The sequence below is a fragment of the Mesonia oceanica genome (assembly GCF_902499555.1).
Classification (GTDB): Bacteria; Bacteroidota; Bacteroidia; order Flavobacteriales; family Flavobacteriaceae; genus Mesonia; species Mesonia oceanica.
Window position 1 is genome coordinate 326,601 of record NZ_CABVMM010000001.1, and the last position, 17,569, is coordinate 344,169.

Here is a 17,569-nt window from a genome sequence, read left to right on the forward strand (position 1 = left end):
AGCAGATATTTTAAACATATGTTAAAAATGCAGCTGAAATATTATCAAATTTATAAAGCTGTTGCATTTGTTGTCAATTTTGAAATATAACTAAACTCATCAAGAAGTAATTAAATTTTAAATTACTGATTTTTAGTTTTTTAAATAAAAAATTGATGTGGGTTAGCGAGTAATAAAAATCTATTTGATGAGTTATTGATGAGTCTTGATTATGTTAATTATAACGTTTTCGTTACAAATGTTTTAATCAATTGAAAGTAAAAACTTAACTAAACTGTCTTTTTTGTCAAGGTTAAGTTTTTTTCTAAGGCGGTAACGATGGAGTTCTACACTTCGGTAAGTAATACCAATTAGAGGAGCGATTTCTTTAGAACTGAGGTTCATTTTTAAATACGCACAAAGTTTTAAGTCTTTTGGGGTGAGTTTGGGGAAATCTTCTTGTAGCTTCTTGAAAAAGTTATCGTGAACTTCATTGAAATTTCTTTCAAATAGCTTCCAGTCATCTTCAGAATGAGATTGTTTTTCTTTAAACTTGTTTAGTCTATCATAAAGTTTACTGTGCTCTTTCTTAATTTCCTCTTTATTGATTTCTTTCTCCAGTTGATTTAAAATTTCTTCTTTTTTAGCCATACTGGCAGCATAAGTAGCAAGTTCCCTTCTTTTAGAATCTAATTGTTCGCGTAGTTGTTTCTTTTCTAACTCTGCAAGGCGTTTATGATTTTCAATTTTTTCCTCTTTTAATTCTAACTCATTTTTATAAGCTAACTCTCTTTCAAAGCGGTTTTGCTTTCTAATATATCTTCTTTTGTTATATAGATGAATGAAGTAGAAAGAAAGGAAAATAAAAAGGATATAACCAATAATGGCTTGAACACTAAAATACCAAGGGGGTAGAATTGTAAATTTATAGGATAAAACTTTACTCTCTTGATTACCGGAAATGTTTTTTACCAATAAGCGGTAGTCTCCTTTAGGCAAATTTTCAAAGGTTATTTTATTGGAATTTGTGATTTCCCAGCACTGGTCGTAGCCCTCTAATTTGTATTTAAAGCTATGTTGGAGGTAATTGGCCGGCTTATGGTTGGTTAACGAAAAGCGAATGGAGTTTTTCTTGTAAGGTATTTTATAAAGACTATCAATTTTTTTTAGTTCCTCGTTGATGCTTAAGCTAGCGATAGAAGGAGCATTTTTATCTTGCACTTCTATGTTTTGATTGCTCATATCTACCAATAGATAACCATCGTCTAAAAAAAGATAGATAGAATCGTTGATCGCTTTAGCAAAGTCAAAATCCTGAACTAGTTTGTTTTCGGTTATTTTAGAAGAAAGTTGAAGCGTTTTGTTAGAAGAAATATCCAGTATATTTATCCGGTTCTCATTTTTTGTTACAATAAATTTATCCTGAAAAGCCATAACCTTATCTAGCGGCATTAACTTTTCGGTTAAAATCTCATCCTTAATAATGGTATCATTAATAATATCATATTTAAAAACCTGTTTTTTTCCGGTTAAAAAAATATCATTATTCAACTGGAAGATATGTTGAAATTTTTCTAAGGGATAGTGTTTATTTTCGATTAAGATTTCTCCATCTTGCTTAAATCTATAAATCCCATTATGAGGGGAAACTATCCAAAAGTTGTTGTTTTTATCTAAAGCCAATTCGCTAACCCGATAATCTGCGTTTTGAAAATGGCTAATTTTCCAACCTGTTTTACTTCTTATAAATTTACTAAGACCCGAATAATTACCTTGAATAAATTCATTTGGGTTTTCTGTAGGGATTAGTCGTGTACCTCCACTAATGGTGCTAAGAAACTCAAAAACGCCATTTTTGATGAGAAATGTTCCATTGTTATGGCCACAAATAATTTCATTACCAATTTGTTTCAAGTTCCATACTTGTCCGTTAGAGTTTTCAATAAAAGAAAGTTTGTTGTTCTCCTTTTTAAATACTCCGTGATTACTCCCCAAGTATTCAAGATCGGGATCTTTTCGGCTTTTTGCGATGGCATAAAGTGTTCCTAACTTTCCGCTCTTGTCATTAAAAGCATATAATGGTGAACTTAAATAAACACAGGCAAACCCATTGTCAAGTCCCAGCCATAAATTACCCGAGGCATCTTCATATTGGCTTAAAACCGTATTATTTAACAAACCGTTGTTGGTGTTAATGGTATATAAAAGTTCTTTTTGCTTATTGAGAATTAATAAACCATTGTTAATGGAGCCTATACAAAGTTTTTGGTCTACAATACTTAGGTTATTAATTTCAATTCCATCAATAATCGGACTGTCTTTATCTAACCATTTACTCAGGATATTGTTTTTATATAAATAAATGCCATTAAGTTGAGTTCCTAATAAAAATCCGCCCTCAAAAGCTACCATCGATTGGATGGTAAAGTCTTGCAAAGGCTTGCTCCACTCTTCATAAACAAATTCATTATTTTTTAATTGATAAACCCCTCCATATTTACTGGCTAAGTAAATAGAATTATTAAAATTATAGGTGAAGATGGCTGAAATATCAGGAAATGGAATTTTTTGTATTTCTCCTTTATTTTTGTTGAAAAGATACATCCCTTTAAACGATTGAAATACAATTTCTTCCTTAAACTTATAGATCTTCCAAATAGCATCATTTTTAAAGAAATCAACAGAAAACTTCTCACTTAAGCTTTTATAAATTAACTCGTTTTTATTGTTGTGGAGCCAATAGCCAAATTCTTGATAAGCCCCGGTAAACAAAGTGTCTTCAATAACTTTAGCAGATCTTATAACAAGGTGCTTAGGTAATTCATACTTTTTCCATTCGTTCCCATTATATTCGAGTAGTTTATAATTGTTGGCGGTATAAATCGTTCCTGATTTATCTTGTGTAATATCCCAGTTAGCATTTTCTCCTTGGTAATCATTTTTGGTATAATTTTTAAAAAAGGGAATGGTTTGCTGAGCTAGCAATAAATGTGAAAAGAAAAATAAGAAGATGAATAAGCCGTGTCTCATCATAACGAAATGGGGTCATTATTTCAAATATAATCAAAACCTATAAAACTAGGTTTGCGTTTTAATTAGTTAAGGTTTCTCTTTTTAAGGAAGAATTTTTTAAGGAGGGTAGAAGCCTCTTTTTCAAGTAAGCCTTCAGTAACTTTAGTTTTTGGATGTAATTTGCCTCCCATTACCCGATAGCCTCGGTGTTCATCTTTGGCGGCGAATACAATTCTAGAAATTTGACTCCAATATAAAGCGCCGGCGCACATTTGGCAAGGTTCCAAAGTCACATATAGGGTACAGTCAATTAAATATTTTCCGCCTAAGTAATTGGCTGCTGCGGTAATGGCTTGCATTTCAGCGTGTGCAGTGACGTCGTTTAGCATTTCCGTTAGGTTATGACCACGGGCAATGACTGTATTGTTACTTACAATAATGGCACCTACCGGGATTTCGTTACGCTCGTAAGCCTCTTGCGCTTCTTCAAGCGCTTTTTTCATGAAATAAGTGTCGTCAAAAGGAGTTAACATGATCCAAAAATACAATTTCAAACTTTACCTTTGTCGTATGACATCAAGATTATTGCAAAATATAAACGCTCCGAAAGATTTGAGAAAGCTCGATAAAAGCGAGTTGTTGCAAGTAGCAAAAGAGCTTCGGGAGTTCATTATCGATATTGTAGCTACCAAAGAAGGGCATTTGGGAGCGAGTTTGGGTGTGGTTGAATTAAGTATTGCTCTGCATTATTATTTTAATACACCGGAAGATGTATTGGTATGGGATGTAGGGCATCAAGCTTATGGACATAAAATTTTAACCGGAAGACGAAGTATTTTTGATACCAATCGAAAATTAAATGGTTTGAGCGGGTTTCCAAAACGCAATGAAAGTGAGTATGATACTTTTGGAGTTGGACATAGTTCTACTTCTATTTCTGCTGCTTTGGGAATGGCCATTGCTTCTCGGTTAAATGGGAATACAGTCAAAAATCATATCGCCGTTATTGGGGATGCTTCTATTGCTAGTGGAATGGCCTTTGAAGGGCTTAATCACGCAGGAGTAACCGATGCTAACCTCTGGGTTATTTTGAATGATAATGCCATAGGGATTGATCTGAGTGTAGGAGCCTTAAAAGAATATTTATCAAAATCAAAAATCGGAATTAAACCGAAACAGGATAATATGATTGAGGCTTTAAACTTTCATTATTCCGGTCCTATTGATGGGCATAATTTTGATTCTATTTTTAAAGCTTTTGAGGAATTAGAAAAAGTGAAAGGGCCTAAGTTTCTTCACTTGATTACAAAAAAAGGAAAAGGACTTCGGCAGGCTGAAGAAAATCAGGTGACTTACCATGCTCCTGGTAAATTTGATAAAAAGACCGGAGAATTACTCCCGAAAAATAATGAACAATTACCTCCCAAATTTCAAGATGTCTTTGGATTGACATTGGTAGAATTGGCCAAAACAAATAAAGAAATTATAGGGATTACCCCGGCAATGCCTACCGGAAGTTCTTTAAAGTATATGATGCAAGAATTTCCCGATCGTGCCTTTGATGTAGGGATTGCAGAGCAACATGCGGTTACACTTGCTGCAGGTATGGCAACCCAAGGGAAAACGGTTTTTTGTACTATATATTCTACCTTTTTGCAGCGTGCTTACGACCAATTAATTCATGATGTGGCTTTGCAAAACTTACCCGTGATTTTCTGTGTAGATCGTGCGGGATTAGTAGGGGAAGACGGGGCTACCCATCATGGTGTTTTTGATATAGCTTATTTGCGTTGCATCCCAAATTTGATAATTGCGACTCCTGCTGATGAAATTGAACTTCGAAATATTCTCTACACCTCTTCTTTAGGTTTAGAAAATCCGATAGCCATTCGCTACCCTAGAGGAAGAGGAACAAAACTCGACTGGCAAAAAGAATTTCAACAGGTAACTATTGGTAAAGGAAAGCAACTTCAACCTGGTAATGATATGGCTATCATTTCTGTAGGAACTATAAAAACAGAAGTTGAAAAAGCCCTTGGGCAACTCCAGCATTCTGAAAAAGTGGCTCACTACGATTTGGGTTTTGTAAAACCCTTGGATGAACAATTATTAACCGAAATTTTTCAGCAATACCAAACCGTAATTACGATAGAAGACGGCGTGATTTCCGGAGGAGCAGGCGAAGCGATTTTGGCATTTGCCCATAGACATCAATTTACTTCAAAAATAATGAACCTAGGTGTTCCTGATGAGTTTATTGAACAGGGAACTACAGAAGAATTAAAAGATTTGGTAGGGATTTCTGCTGAAAAGATAAAGAAAACCCTTCAACAATTATTAACTTAACTTACTGCCTGAAAGCTTTTCAAAAGTTCGAAGCGCATGACCGTCGGTGAGGGAGGCTACCCGAGAACATAATTGTATTAACCATTGATAAATTGATTTTTTTTCTGTTTCAAAATCTTTTAGAAAACTGTTTAAAATAAGCTTGTCGTAATTGGTGAGTTTCCCGTTTACATTATTTTCAATGGCTTGCGTGTAGGTGTCTAAGAGCATCGTGATAATTTTATACCCTGCAATTTCCTTTTCAATTACTTCCTGACTTTGATAAATTTTTTCTACACTCAAACTAATAATATCTTCAATCTGAGCTTTGTAATTGGATTTGTCTAATAAAGATTTGTGAAAGTTTCCTTCTAAAATAGCCTCTTCATTTTCAATAAATACTTTTGTGGCATCCTGAATTAAGGTGTTAATCGCTAGGGACCTTAAATAACTTAATCTACTTTCAGTATTGGTTAAGGCATGGTATTTTTTGGTATTGATGCTGTTTTTTACTAATTTAATTAAATATTCTAGGGCAAAACTTTCATCAATTAAGCCTAAATTAATTCCATCTTCAAAATCAATAATGGTATAGCAAATATCATCGGCTGCTTCCACTAAAAAAGTAAGTGGATGCCGTTTGTAATGAATATCTTCTTTTCTTCCGGAATCTATTAACCCAAGTTCTTGGGCTACATCTTTAAAAATGTCTTTCTCACTTTGAAAATAACCAAATTTCTTATCGGCTATCTCATCGGTAGGTCTATGGGGAAGCGATTCTTTGGGGTATTTGGTGAAAGCGCCTAAGGTGGCGTAAGACAGTCTTAAACCATCCTTGTTTCCGTTTTTGGTTTCTGTTAATAACTTAAAGCCATTGGCATTTCCTTCAAAATGGGTAAGATCGTGATATTCCTTAGGGGTAAGTTGGTTCTTGAAACGTTTGCCGCTCCCATTTTTAAAATATTCTCCAATTGCTTTTTCCCCTGAATGTCCAAAAGGAGGGTTGCCTATATCGTGAGCTAAGGCTGCTGCAGCTACAATGGCACCAAAATCATTAAAATGATATCCATGGGTTGCTGAAAGATGAGGGTGTTTTTCAATAATTTTTTTTCCTACAATCCTACCTAAAGACCTTCCTACTACAGAGACTTCCAGACTATGGGTTAATCTAGTATGAACAAAGTCGGTTTTAGAAAGAGGGATTACCTGTGTTTTGTCTTGTAAACTTCTAAAAGCAGAAGAGAAAATTACCCGGTCGTAATCTACTTCAAAACCTAGTCTTGTTTCATCTTGTTCTGTTCTTAATCTTTTGGTTGTGTCTCCAAAACGTTTTAAAGAAAGTAATTGTTCCCAGTTCATATAGTTAATTTTCCAATTGTAAAAGTAGGTAAAACTTAAGAAAGATAAGTAGGGATATTTTTATTGAACTTGTTTGTAAATTGACAGGATAGTTTTAATAAATCAATCAAAGTTTAAGGTTTTTACAGATTTGACGATAAATACTTTAATTTTTTGTTAATATTGATTAGTTTTACGATAACACCTTATTTTCCAATGAAATAATAATTACTCACCCTTTTGCATTTATGAAAAAGTACTTCACGTTACTTATAGTTTTATGTAGCCTAAACGTTTTTTCTCAAAGCATATCTGTTGATAATTCAACAAGTCAGCAACAATTAGTAGATATGTTATTAAATAATGCTTGTTTAGAAGTCTCCAATATTTCAATTTCTTCGAATGTTTCTGTGGCAAGCTTTGATAATAATAACGGTGATTTTCCTATTTCTGAAGGTGTTATTATTAGAAGTGGAGAGGCTCAATACACGGCGGGAATGTATACAGGAGAGAATATAAGTACACAGCAGAATAGTAATGGAGATGCAGACCTGGAAGAGGTGGCTAATAGTTCTGGTCAAGTTGCAGATATTACCGATGTGGCTTATTTACAGTTTGATTTTGTACCTATATCCAATAAGTTAAGTTTTGATTTTTTGTTGGCTTCAAATGAGTATGGAGAGTTTCAATGTATCTCCAACGATGTTTTAGCATTTGTATTAACTAATTTGAATACTGGAGAAAGCAATAATATTGGGCTTATCCCAGAAACACCTATTCCGGTATCTGTTAAAAATATAAGGGATAATGCTTATAATCCCGAATGTAGTTCTGAATATGAGGAATACTTTGATGTCTATAATGTAGATAATCCTGCTTCATCTACGTTAAATATGAGAGGGCATACAAAAGTATTAAATGCCTCTTCAGGTTTAGAGGTGGGAGCGCCTTACAGAATTAGGTTCATTATTGGTGATTCTAATGATCCAGATTATGATTCTGCAATTTTTTTAGCAGCAGGAAGTTTTGAAACGAAAGTAGATTTAGGAGAAGATTTTACTTTATGTGGAAATGAAAGCTTTACGTTAGATACAGAGATAGATGCCTCTGTGTATTCTCATACTTGGAAGAAGGACGATGAAGTTATACAAGGGGAGACCAGCTCCTCTTATACGGTAACAGAAGGAGGAACCTATTCGGTTACTATTGCAAATAGTGATGGAAGTTGTGTAGTTACCGACGAAATTGTTATTAATCATTTTCTTATTGGACAACCGGCAGATTTGGAGTTTTGTAAAGAAGCTTCTATACAAATTAGATTAAGACAAATATTTACTGATGAAATTGCTTTGGGAGAACCTTTAAGTATCTATGATTATGTATATTATATAGGAGATGAGGATTATGAGAATCAAACAAACCCTGTTGAAGATGAGGATCTTGGGGATACTGGAATATATAATCTAAATGTAGATTTTGAGGTGATCACCATTTATGCAATAATTACAAGTACAGATGATTCCGGTTGCGAAGAAGTTATCTCGTTTGATGTAATTATACATCCACTCCCCGAAGTAGAGGTAGAACAGGAAAGTGTAATTGAATGTACGGAGTATATATTACCTTCATTGCCCGACGGGTATACTTATGAGGGTGGATATGTTGCAGGAGATGCCATTGTAGAAACGGGATCTTATCTAATTATAACTCCCCCCAACCAATACGGGTGTACCAACTATTTAGCTTTTACAGTTCAACTAATTGCAGATTTTATACTACCGGAATTTTCTTGTGGAGAGTTTGTGGTTCCTACTCCTCCAGAAGGAACTAGTTTTTATACAGAAATAGATGGGCCCTATGGAGGTGGAGAAATTATAGAACCAGGAACTATTTATACAGAGGATGTAACCATATACTTTTTTGCTGAAATTGATGGGGAAATCTGCAAAAATGAAGCGATTGTTAAAACCATATTGCCAGCACCAGACTTAGGGCCAGATGAAACCATCATTAACTGTAATAACGAGTCTTATACTTTGCCTAGCTTAGATACTTATGGATTACCAGATAGTAATATTGGCTATTTCTTAGCACCTAATGGAGAAGGTCCGGAGTTGGCCGAAGGAGACATAATAGAGTCTAGTACAATAGTCTATGTGTATGCCCAAGTGGGGAGTTGTACAGATTCTAAAAAAATATTTGTAAGGATTATTCCTGATTATGAAGATGTTGATGCTTGCGGAGAATATACGTTACCCTACTTGCCTGGTAACTTATACTACCACACAGAAGCCGCTGGAGAGGGGCAAGTGATAGAAGCCGATAGTACCTTAACAGTATCTCAAACTATTTATGTTTATTATTTTTCTTCTGCAGAAGAAAACTGTACCGATAATCTTTCTTTTTATTTAGAAGTGAATCAAACTCCGGAAGTAGATTCTTTGCAGAATGCAGGGTTGCAGTGTGATGCAGATACCTATATATTGCCTGCGTTACAGCATGGGAATTATTATACTGAAAGTAACGGGGAAGGAGTGCAGTTAAATGAAGGCGATGTCATTGCGGAACCCCAAACTATCTATATCTACAATGAAGAAGATGGTTGTTCTGATGAAACGTTTTTTGAGGTAATTGATGATCCTCTTCCTCCCATACAGAATTTCGCAGATGAGTATGAATGTAATTCTTATACTCTTCCTGAGCCAACAGGAGGCAATTTTTATACCGCCCCTTTTGGAGGAGGTACTCAATTACAAGCTGGGGAAGAAATAACCGAGACACAACTCATTTATATTTATAATGATGGAGGGCCTGGATCTCCATGCTATAACCAAAAAGAATTCACCGTCAATATTGTTCATGTAGATGTGTTAGGGCAAGTAGAAGATGTGGATGTTTGTGATCAATTTATTTTGCCTACGTTAAATCAAGGAAACTATTATACCGAAAGTGACGCTGGAGGAACCATGCTTTCTTCCGGAACAATTATAACGGAATCTCAGGAAATTTACATTTATGCGCAAGAAAGTAATAATAGAATTACCTGCACTAGTGAAACGAGTTTTACGGTAACTGTATCTCAAACGCCAGACTTGCCCGGTTATAATAATGTGGAAGCTTGTGGAAGTTATACGCTTCCTAACTTACAGGAGATAGCTGACACGAATATCGGTTATTATTGGGAAGCTGGAGGTAATAACCCGATTTCTTCTGATGAAGAGACCTTTTCGACAGCGGGAACTTTTACCGTTTATGTATATGCCGAAGCTGCAAATAACCCGCAATGTTTTGACGAAGAAGAATTTGAAATCACTATTTATCCCCTCTTAGATTTTGAAGTGGAAGGTGGAGTAGTTTGTTTAGATGCAGAAACGGGTGATGTAGTATCTCCATTCCTGTTGCAATCTGGAATAGACCCCACAGAATTTCAAATAGATTGGTATTTAAATGGCAGTTTAGTCCATACCGGTGAAAATTATTATGCAGAAGAACCGGGTGAATATACGGTACAAACTATTAAACTTACGCCGGAAGTAGGAGCAGATTGTAATTATAATCCAACCACAGTTACGGTCATCCCATCCAGTCAACCGGAGGTCAAGGTAAAAGTAAGTGAAGATTTTGCTGAAGTAGCCACTATTAGCGTGGAAGTAGTAGAAGGTTATGGAGAATATATGTATCAACTAGATAATAATTTCTTTCAAACAAGTAATTATTTCTACAATGTTTCTTCAGGTACCCATACAATTACGGTAAAAGGAATAACAGGAGATTGCGGAGAAACTACTGTTGAGGTTGATGTGATTAATTACCCTAGGTTTTTTACGCCTAATCAAGATGGGGTAAACGATACTTGGAACATTTCAGATTTAAAGAATAATAAAGAAGCCGTGATCTATATTCATAACAGGTTCGGTAAACTTTTAACCAGTTTTTCCCCTTCCCGTGGTTTTTGGGATGGCACTTATAACGGAAAACAAATGCCAAGTAACGATTATTGGTTTAAAGTAGAATATGTAAAAGACGGTAAAGAAAAACAGTTTGTGGCTAACTTCACCTTGAAAAGGTAATTACCGCTGTAGGTTCTTAGCAGTTTTTTCAATTTCTAAATACCAATCTTCTCCAAACTTTTTGATAAGGGCTTCTTTTACAAACTTGTAAATTGGGGTCTGTAACTCTTTTCCCAAAGAGCAAGCATCATCACAAATAGGCCAGCGATGATAATTGACGGCTGAAAATTGAGAGTATTCCTGAACCCTAATCGGGTAAAGCTCACAAGAAATAGGCTTTTTCCACTTGATTTCACCAGCCCGGTAGGCAGCTTCAATTCCGCAAAGTGCAGTTCCGCGGTCATCAAAAGTTACATAAGCACATTCGGCTCCATTCACGAGAGGTGTTTCGTACTCACCAAAATCATTTTCTACGTGAGTGCCTTGTGCTTCAATAGCTTCGATGCCTTCTTTTCTTAAAAATGGCTTGACGGTAGGGTACACTTCTTTTAATAAATCTACCTCTTTAGCTTCCACCGGTGCTCCGGCTTCGCCTTCTACACAACAAGCCCCTTTACAAGCAGAAAGATTACACACAAAATCTTTCTCTATAATATCTTCTGAAACGATTGTTTTTCCTATCTGAAACATATTTGCAAAGTTAATAGGATTTTTTTGTAAGCCATAAATTTAACACCGACAATGAGGTAACGAAAAATTAATATAAATTTTTGAATTTAGTTCTTGTAACCTATTCAAAATAAAATACTTTTGCGCGCATTTTAAAAAAAGAAATGTTATGGGATTCGATATTAAAGAAATTTTTACAGCGGGAATGATCTTGTTTGCAGTAATCGATATTGTCGGGAGCATTCCAATTATTGTAGATTTAAGGGAAAAAGTAGGGCATATTCAAAGTGAAAAAGCTTCGATTGTGGCAGCTATCTTAATGGTGATTTTTCTTTTTGTAGGGGAAACTATTTTAACCCTTATTGGGATAGATGTAAACTCCTTTGCCGTTGCCGGTTCTTTTATTCTATTTTTCTTGGCTATTGAAATGATTCTTGGGGTTCAGCTTTATAAAGACGATGCTCCGGAAACAGCTGCTATTGTTCCGTTGGCATTTCCTTTGATTGCCGGAGCGGGAACCATGACCTCTTTACTTTCATTAAGGGCAGAATACCATACCGTGAATATTATCGTTGCGATTTTAATAAATATTGTGATCGTCTATGCCGTGTTAAAATCTTCCGGAAAAATTGAACGTATCTTAGGAAAACAGGGAATTAGTGTGATACGTAAAATTTTTGGTGTAGTTTTGTTAGCCATAGCAGTTAAATTATTTGCAGCGAATATTCAAAACTTATTTTAACCCCATGAAATATCTTATTTACTTCTTAATTGTAAGTGCGGTAGGTCTATTGATTTACAACCTCACGATGATAGATTATAGCGATTTAATGGCGAAAGACAGCAAAGTAGCCGTAGCCTGTGTATTGGCGTCACTTTGTGTTATCGTACTCATGCTCATTTTATTGATTTCTAAAGAAATTAAAAAGAAAACAGAAGCTTAAGAAGGATTTTTCTCCAGTTCCAGAATTTTTTCAATCATCGCATCATCTTGATTGATGATTTTTTCGAAAGCATTAGTGCCAAATAGTTGTTCTGCCATTGTTGCCCTAAGGTACTTTTTCAATAAATAGCGATAATTGGTGGTTTTGAAATCGAAGTTGAATTCGTTGAGGTAAGCAATGTATTCTTCTAAAATTTCTTCTGAAATCATTTCTTCTTCCTCAAATTCCTGCTGACTTATTTGGTTGTAATAACTTCGGTTTTTTTCTAAAATGTTGAAGATAAAACGGTCCATCACTCCACCACGAAGCATATAGGTTAAGCTTTCCTTTTCAAAATCGGTATTTTTAGGGACAAACACATCGGGGATAATCCCGCCACCACCATACACTATTTTTCCTTCCGGGGTTTCATAGCGTAACGAATCGTTTACATGAATAGAATCTTTAGTTTGTAATTCGCCATTTGTATAGCGGTTATGGTATTCATTAAAATATTCTTTATTTCCGGAAGCATAAGGTTTTTGAATAGACCTTCCTGTTGGCGTGTAATACCTAGCTACGGTTAATCGTACAGCACTTCCATCACCTAAATTCATTTCTCGTTGTACCAATCCTTTTCCGTAAGAACGGCGGCCTACAATAATTCCAATATCATTGTCCTGTAAAGCTCCGGCCACCACTTCGCTGGCAGAAGCCGAATTTTCGTTGATAAGTACATACACCTTGGTGTTTTCAAACTTACCTTTATCGGTGGCAAAGGTTTTGTTGATTTCTCCCGATTTATTCTTGGTGAAAACAATCAGTTTTTTCTTGCTGAGAAATTCATCGGCTATTTTTACAGCCTGATCTAAATAGCCACCGCCATTATCCCTTAAATCTAAGGCAAGTTCTGTGGCTCCTTGTTTGATTAGGTTTTCGATGGCCGTTTCAAATTCTTCGTAAGTGGTTTCGGCAAAACGGTTCACTTTTACATACCCCAGTTTATTAGTTAACATATAAGCCGCATCAACACTTTTAATGGGGATCTTGCCTCTTTTTACCTTGAAATTTAAGAGCTTTTCTTCTCCTTTGCGTTGTACTTTTAAATTCACAATGGTATTGATTTCTCCTTTCAACAGAGAAGAAAGGGAATCGGTTCCAATAGTATTTTGGGCGAGTTCAATGCCATCGGCGTATAAAATCCGGTCACCGGCTTTAATTCCAGCTTTTTCGCTGGGTCCGTCAGCAATTGCTCTAATCACAGCAATCGTATCGTTTAAGGTATAAAAACTTACCCCGATGCCCACAAAATCACCTTTCATATTTTCGGCAACAGCATCGTATTTTTTCTTGGGGATATAAGTAGAATGTGGGTCTAAATCTTCTAAAATTTTATTAACGGTAATATCGACAATACTATCGGTGTTCACCTCATCTACATACTCGTAATCTATGTAATCTATTAAGCGGTTTAGCTTTTCTTTTTTAGCATTTTTAGCGAATAAGCCTTCAGAATTATCAGAAAAATCTAGCGAAGAGCCAATGAGAACGCCTATCGCGCAAGCGGCACCAATAATTAAAGGCAAGTATTTTTTAGAGTAAGTATTCACTATACACTATGCTTCTGTTAGTTTAGTTCAGTTATTTGATCAATTTGAACGCCTGCTTTTTGCAAAAAATTCAAACCCGAATCATCTTTATATCCGTTTTGATATACAACACGTTTTATGCCAGCTTGATGAATTAATTTGCTACATTCTTTACATGGCGACATCGTGATGTAGAGCGTGGAGTCTTTACAGGATTGGGTAGAGCCGGCCACTTTTAAAATAGCATTAGCTTCAGCATGTAAAACATACCATTTGGTGAGGCCTTCTTCATCTTCACAACAGTTTTCAAAACCGCTGGGCGTTCCATTGTAACCATCTGAAATAATCATTCGGTCTTTGACAATGATGGCACCCACTTTTTTTCGTTGGCAATGAGAGAGTTTTCCCCATTCTACGGCCATTCGTAAATAAGCTTTATCAAATTTGAGCTGTTTTTCAGCAGACATTGTTCAAGATTTAGATTAGTAACTTGGTATGGTCTATTCTTATTGTAAAAATTAGTCGTTCGGAGTGCTTTTTTGTAACAAAGTAGGGAAAAATTTTCACTCTAATCGAAGAACTTAAAGATTAACATACCAATTAAGTCTAGATGGTAAATTTATAAGAATAATTTTCTTTTTTAGTCTTTAAAAAAACAAGAACGTTTTTTTACCAGATATTATTTTTTATCAACATAGGAATTACAAGCCCAATAACGATGGAAGCAACTACCAATACCCAATCTCTTTTAGAATAGTTAAATAATGACTGAAAGATTAAAGCGAAAATCAAGACACAAATAACAATGATGGCTTGAGCGGCTTCAATGCCTAAAGCAAATTCTAATAGCCAAACCAGTTTATCTGTTCCTGAACCTACAGAGCCAACAAAGAAGGAAGAAAAGCCCAGTCCGTGTATAATTCCAAAGAAAAGGGTGACGGCAAAAAGAATACCCATGCCTCCTTCCTTAGGTGTTTTTCCTGCATTTATTAAATTATAAAGCGCGGTAATAAAAATCGTTACCGGGATAAGAAATTCTACATAGGCAGAATTAACTTTTACCACATCAAAAGTGGCCAGTAATAATGCTACGGTATGACCCAGGGTAAAGGTAGTGACTAACCAAAAAACCCTTTTCCATTCTAAAAAAGTATAAGAAGCCACCAATACAATTAGAAAAAGTACGTGGTCGTAAGCATTCCAATTTAGTACGTGGTTAAGGCCCAGTTTAAAGTAAATCCAAAATTCGCTCATGTAGGGGTATCCGTTTAGTATATCAAACTTACATTTTAAAATTTAGATTTTAAAAAGAATTAATTAATTTGTTTGTCCTTTTAAAACTTGTTTTTGGGGTGGTATAGCCATAGTACTTTTTAAACATCATAATAAAATGCGAAGTGCTTTGGTAACCTAAAACATTGCTGTTTTCATGAACTGAATGACCTTTTTAATAGAGACTATTTTTATTTTTAATGGAATAGCGTGTGCCTAATTGTAATTTCATAAATCTCTTTTAAGTGAGTTCTATGAAAATTTTTAGTCAAATAAGTATTTATTTTTTTGATGCTAAAATTCTATTCTACAATTTTGGCAATCATTTCATTTAATTTTTTTATTTCATCCTGCATCTTCTCGATTTGAGTTTGTTGCTCTTGAATGGCTTTTGTTAAAACAGGAATGAGTTCTGTTTGCTTCATACCTATATATTTCTCATCAAAATCAACAACAATCACTTCATCAGAAATATTGCTATCCTTAAGGGCTTTTTTTACTTCTTGAGCTATAAAGCCATAGGTTTTTTGCTCATCTTTAGCATTGTTATAGATAAACTCAACTGGTTTTAGTTTTGAAACCAAATCTAAGCCTACCGGAATCGTATTTATGTTATGTTTTAAATTTTTATCTGAAATCGTTGTCCAACTCGAAGCATACATTCTGTATACATTGTTATTGCTATTACCAATAGTTACTTCATTATTTGCATCGTTCGCACTTGAAGAAACGTTAGTTCCAATTCCTATATTGTTGTTTCCAGAAGTATGCCTTAGCGCTTTAAATCCAATTGCAATATTATCATTACCAACAGTATTGTTATATAGTGCTTCAAAACCTAAACCAGAATTTTGATTTCCTTCAGTATTTTGAGCTAAGCTGCTCTTTCCAAAAGCGACATTACTACCTCCTACAGTATTTTGAATTAAGCTGCCCGATCCAAAAGCAGCATTATAACTTCCCGTTGTATTTTTAAACATAGCACCATATCCATTAGCTGTATTTTCAGAGCCTGTGGTATTAGCAGTGAGTGTTCTAGCGCCAATACTTGTGTTGTGTTCAGCTGTAGTGTTATGTTCCAAGGAATTTGACCCAATTGCGGTATTGAAAGTCCCAGTAGTGTTTAGCCTCAAAGACCTATATCCAAGCGAAGTATTGCGAACTCCCGTTGTGTTATTATATAATGATTCAGTTCCTACTGCAACATTAAATTTACCCCCATCATCGTTTCCAGTATTTGAATATAAAGCGCGATATCCAATACCAATGTTATCCATTCCAGTAATATTTGAAATCAAAGCTTGATAACCAATACCAACGTTTTGAGACCCTGACGAATTATTTTTAAGGGCATTATAACCTAAGCCTACATTCCTTCTATTATGGCTATCATCATTTATTCCTGCTTCAATACCTAAAAAAATAGACGATCCATTATTACTTCCATCATCATCACTTTTCCCATCGGTTAAATCATTTATTTTTTCATTTATTTTTGTTAATGGCGACCAAGTCTCTGTACTATTTTTCCAATAATAAAAACCAGGAAGATTAGTGTCATTGGTAGTTGTTAGGTATACCAACATGGCATCTTGATCGGCAGTAGGGTTAGTAGCTGGGAATACATCTACTTTTGGGATTAAAATGCCATCTGTGGCCGCTGGTGAACTTTGATTACTGGACCTAATATCTAATACAGATTTGGGGTCTGAAGTGTTTACTCCAACTTGGGCATTTGTTTGAAATAAATTGAATAACAGGATAATACAAATTAAATTCTTCATCTTCTAGATATTTATTTCAGCAGTTAAAAGTATTTAATTCTTCATTAAGCAAAAAAAAATCAAAGAAAACTTGCTTAAAATTTGTTAAAAAGTAAAAAAAATCGTTAAGAGGTTTCTAGTGTAGTTCAAAAACTAGAATTTTATGCTTTTGTATATCGAATTAATTCTGAAATTTTAGGAAAAGAACCTGAATATTATGTCTGTTTATCAGGGGGTTATCGTATGGTCTATGCGGTGGTTATTTGTTAGATTAAAAATTAACTTTTACAGGTATACTGGTTAGCAAAAAATGCTGTTTCGAGGAAAACGTGGAGCGGAAGAAGAGTTTTTAAAATTTCTAATGAAAGAACTTCGTCCTGAAATTAAAGAAGATGGCATTTCTTCTCCAACTACTTTTTTAGGGCATTTTTTTGAAGGGCGAACTGTACTTTAACTTTACTAAATTATCCCGATTATTTTATTGCTTATTAAGCATCGATCCTGGTGTTTGGTGGGTAAATGAATTTCTATTAGGCTTAGCTGAAGGGAAGCTGTTAATGGTAAATTTATCGAATAAGCGCTTGTTTTTCAGCTTTTATGATTATCAAAACCTAGAGGTGACAGAAGGGAAGCCAGTACCCTTATTTAAAAAATTTTAGTCTAAATCCTGTATTGGAGGTTTAAAGACTAACCAGAAGAAAATCACGGTTCTGTGATGTTCCATCGGAATATGACAGATTAAAATTTTT

13 protein-coding genes are annotated in these 17,569 nt (G+C 34.9%); 5 read left to right on the plus strand and 8 right to left on the minus strand.

All coding sequences use genetic code 11. From position 1 onward, the window contains the following. Nucleotides 1-243 precede the first annotated feature (243 nt). Nucleotides 244-3,012, minus strand: coding sequence for a helix-turn-helix and ligand-binding sensor domain-containing protein (locus FVB9532_RS01505; RefSeq protein ID WP_150543442.1), 2,769 nt, complete (start codon nt 3,010-3,012; stop codon nt 244-246). Between the two features lie 62 nt (nt 3,013-3,074). Beyond that, complete coding sequence (locus tag FVB9532_RS01510; protein WP_150543443.1) at nt 3,075-3,524, minus strand: nucleoside deaminase; 450 nt, start codon at nt 3,522-3,524, stop codon at nt 3,075-3,077. 37 nt (nt 3,525-3,561) lie between these two features. On the opposite strand from FVB9532_RS01510, the gene FVB9532_RS01515 reads away from it, so the two are divergent. Beyond that, entirely contained in the window at nt 3,562-5,337 is a 1,776-nt protein-coding gene (locus tag FVB9532_RS01515; RefSeq protein ID WP_150543444.1) for a 1-deoxy-D-xylulose-5-phosphate synthase, read from the plus strand. On the opposite strand, the gene FVB9532_RS01520 is transcribed toward FVB9532_RS01515, so the two are convergent. After that, nucleotides 5,329-6,675, minus strand: a complete 1,347-nt coding sequence (locus FVB9532_RS01520) for a deoxyguanosinetriphosphate triphosphohydrolase (protein WP_150543445.1) — start codon at nt 6,673-6,675, stop codon at nt 5,329-5,331. The two genes, FVB9532_RS01515 and FVB9532_RS01520, sit on opposite strands and share 9 nt — an antisense overlap. A 227-nt stretch (nt 6,676-6,902) precedes the next feature. On the opposite strand from FVB9532_RS01520, the gene FVB9532_RS01525 reads away from it, so the two are divergent. Next, nucleotides 6,903-10,724, plus strand: a complete 3,822-nt coding sequence (locus tag FVB9532_RS01525; protein ID WP_150543446.1) for a T9SS type B sorting domain-containing protein — start codon at nt 6,903-6,905, stop codon at nt 10,722-10,724. Here FVB9532_RS01525 and FVB9532_RS01530 read toward each other — a convergent pair whose 3' ends face one another. Beyond that, a complete protein-coding gene (locus tag FVB9532_RS01530; RefSeq protein ID WP_150543447.1) occupies nt 10,725-11,294 on the minus strand; it encodes a DUF3109 family protein in 570 nt (189 codons plus the stop codon). A 148-nt stretch (nt 11,295-11,442) separates the two neighbouring features. On the opposite strand from FVB9532_RS01530, the gene FVB9532_RS01535 reads away from it, so the two are divergent. Beyond that, a complete protein-coding gene (locus FVB9532_RS01535) occupies nt 11,443-12,015 on the plus strand; it encodes a MarC family protein (RefSeq protein ID WP_150543448.1) in 573 nt (190 codons plus the stop codon). Between the two features lie 4 nt (nt 12,016-12,019). Then, the gene (locus FVB9532_RS01540; RefSeq protein WP_150543449.1) at nt 12,020-12,217 is read left to right on the plus strand and encodes a hypothetical protein; all 198 of its coding nucleotides are present in this window, start codon (nt 12,020-12,022) and stop codon (nt 12,215-12,217) included. Here the strand turns inward: FVB9532_RS01540 and FVB9532_RS01545 are convergent. The 4 genes from FVB9532_RS01545 to FVB9532_RS01560 all read right to left on the minus strand — a co-directional run bounded on the left by FVB9532_RS01545 (nt 12,214) and on the right by FVB9532_RS01560 (nt 16,841). Then, nucleotides 12,214-13,773: a S41 family peptidase gene (locus FVB9532_RS01545; RefSeq protein WP_394349643.1), complete on the minus strand. Its 1,560-nt coding sequence runs from the start codon at nt 13,771-13,773 to the stop codon at nt 12,214-12,216. The genes FVB9532_RS01540 and FVB9532_RS01545 overlap by 4 nt on opposite strands. 50 nt (nt 13,774-13,823) lie before the next feature. Then, a complete protein-coding gene (locus tag FVB9532_RS01550) occupies nt 13,824-14,252 on the minus strand; it encodes a deoxycytidylate deaminase (RefSeq protein WP_150543451.1) in 429 nt (142 codons plus the stop codon). A gap of 202 nt (nt 14,253-14,454) precedes the next feature. Continuing rightward, the gene (locus FVB9532_RS01555) at nt 14,455-15,039 is read right to left on the minus strand and encodes a HupE/UreJ family protein (RefSeq protein WP_150543452.1); all 585 of its coding nucleotides are present in this window, start codon (nt 15,037-15,039) and stop codon (nt 14,455-14,457) included. A gap of 320 nt (nt 15,040-15,359) precedes the next feature. Continuing rightward, nucleotides 15,360-16,841 carry a tail fiber domain-containing protein gene (locus FVB9532_RS01560; protein ID WP_150543453.1) on the minus strand — a complete coding sequence of 494 codons (1,482 nt, stop codon included), beginning with the start codon at nt 16,839-16,841 and terminating at the stop codon, nt 15,360-15,362. 289 nt (nt 16,842-17,130) lie between these two features. Between FVB9532_RS01560 and FVB9532_RS19380 the strand changes: the two genes are divergently transcribed. Further along, complete coding sequence (locus tag FVB9532_RS19380; protein ID WP_194716458.1) at nt 17,131-17,274, plus strand: hypothetical protein; 144 nt, start codon at nt 17,131-17,133, stop codon at nt 17,272-17,274. Nucleotides 17,275-17,569: the final 295 nt, after the last annotated feature.

Bases quoted from the DNA above. Each gene is read 5' to 3' on its own strand.
- FVB9532_RS01510 (WP_150543443.1), bottom strand. From the start codon at position 3,524: ATGTTAACTCCTTTTGACGACACTTATTTCATGAAAAAAGCGCTTGAA.
- FVB9532_RS01535 (WP_150543448.1), top strand. From the start codon at position 11,443: ATGGGATTCGATATTAAAGAAATTTTTACAGCGGGAATGATCTTGTTT.
- FVB9532_RS01505 (WP_150543442.1), bottom strand. From the start codon at position 3,012: ATGATGAGACACGGCTTATTCATCTTCTTATTTTTCTTTTCACATTTA.
- FVB9532_RS01540 (WP_150543449.1), top strand. From the start codon at position 12,020: ATGAAATATCTTATTTACTTCTTAATTGTAAGTGCGGTAGGTCTATTG.
- FVB9532_RS01525 (WP_150543446.1), top strand. From the start codon at position 6,903: ATGAAAAAGTACTTCACGTTACTTATAGTTTTATGTAGCCTAAACGTT.
- FVB9532_RS01520 (WP_150543445.1), bottom strand. From the start codon at position 6,675: ATGAACTGGGAACAATTACTTTCTTTAAAACGTTTTGGAGACACAACC.
- FVB9532_RS01555 (WP_150543452.1), bottom strand. From the start codon at position 15,039: ATGAGCGAATTTTGGATTTACTTTAAACTGGGCCTTAACCACGTACTA.
- FVB9532_RS01560 (WP_150543453.1), bottom strand. From the start codon at position 16,841: ATGAAGAATTTAATTTGTATTATCCTGTTATTCAATTTATTTCAAACA.
- FVB9532_RS01530 (WP_150543447.1), bottom strand. From the start codon at position 11,294: ATGTTTCAGATAGGAAAAACAATCGTTTCAGAAGATATTATAGAGAAA.
- FVB9532_RS01515 (WP_150543444.1), top strand. From the start codon at position 3,562: ATGACATCAAGATTATTGCAAAATATAAACGCTCCGAAAGATTTGAGA.
- FVB9532_RS01550 (WP_150543451.1), bottom strand. From the start codon at position 14,252: ATGTCTGCTGAAAAACAGCTCAAATTTGATAAAGCTTATTTACGAATG.
- FVB9532_RS19380 (WP_194716458.1), top strand. From the start codon at position 17,131: ATGCTGTTTCGAGGAAAACGTGGAGCGGAAGAAGAGTTTTTAAAATTT.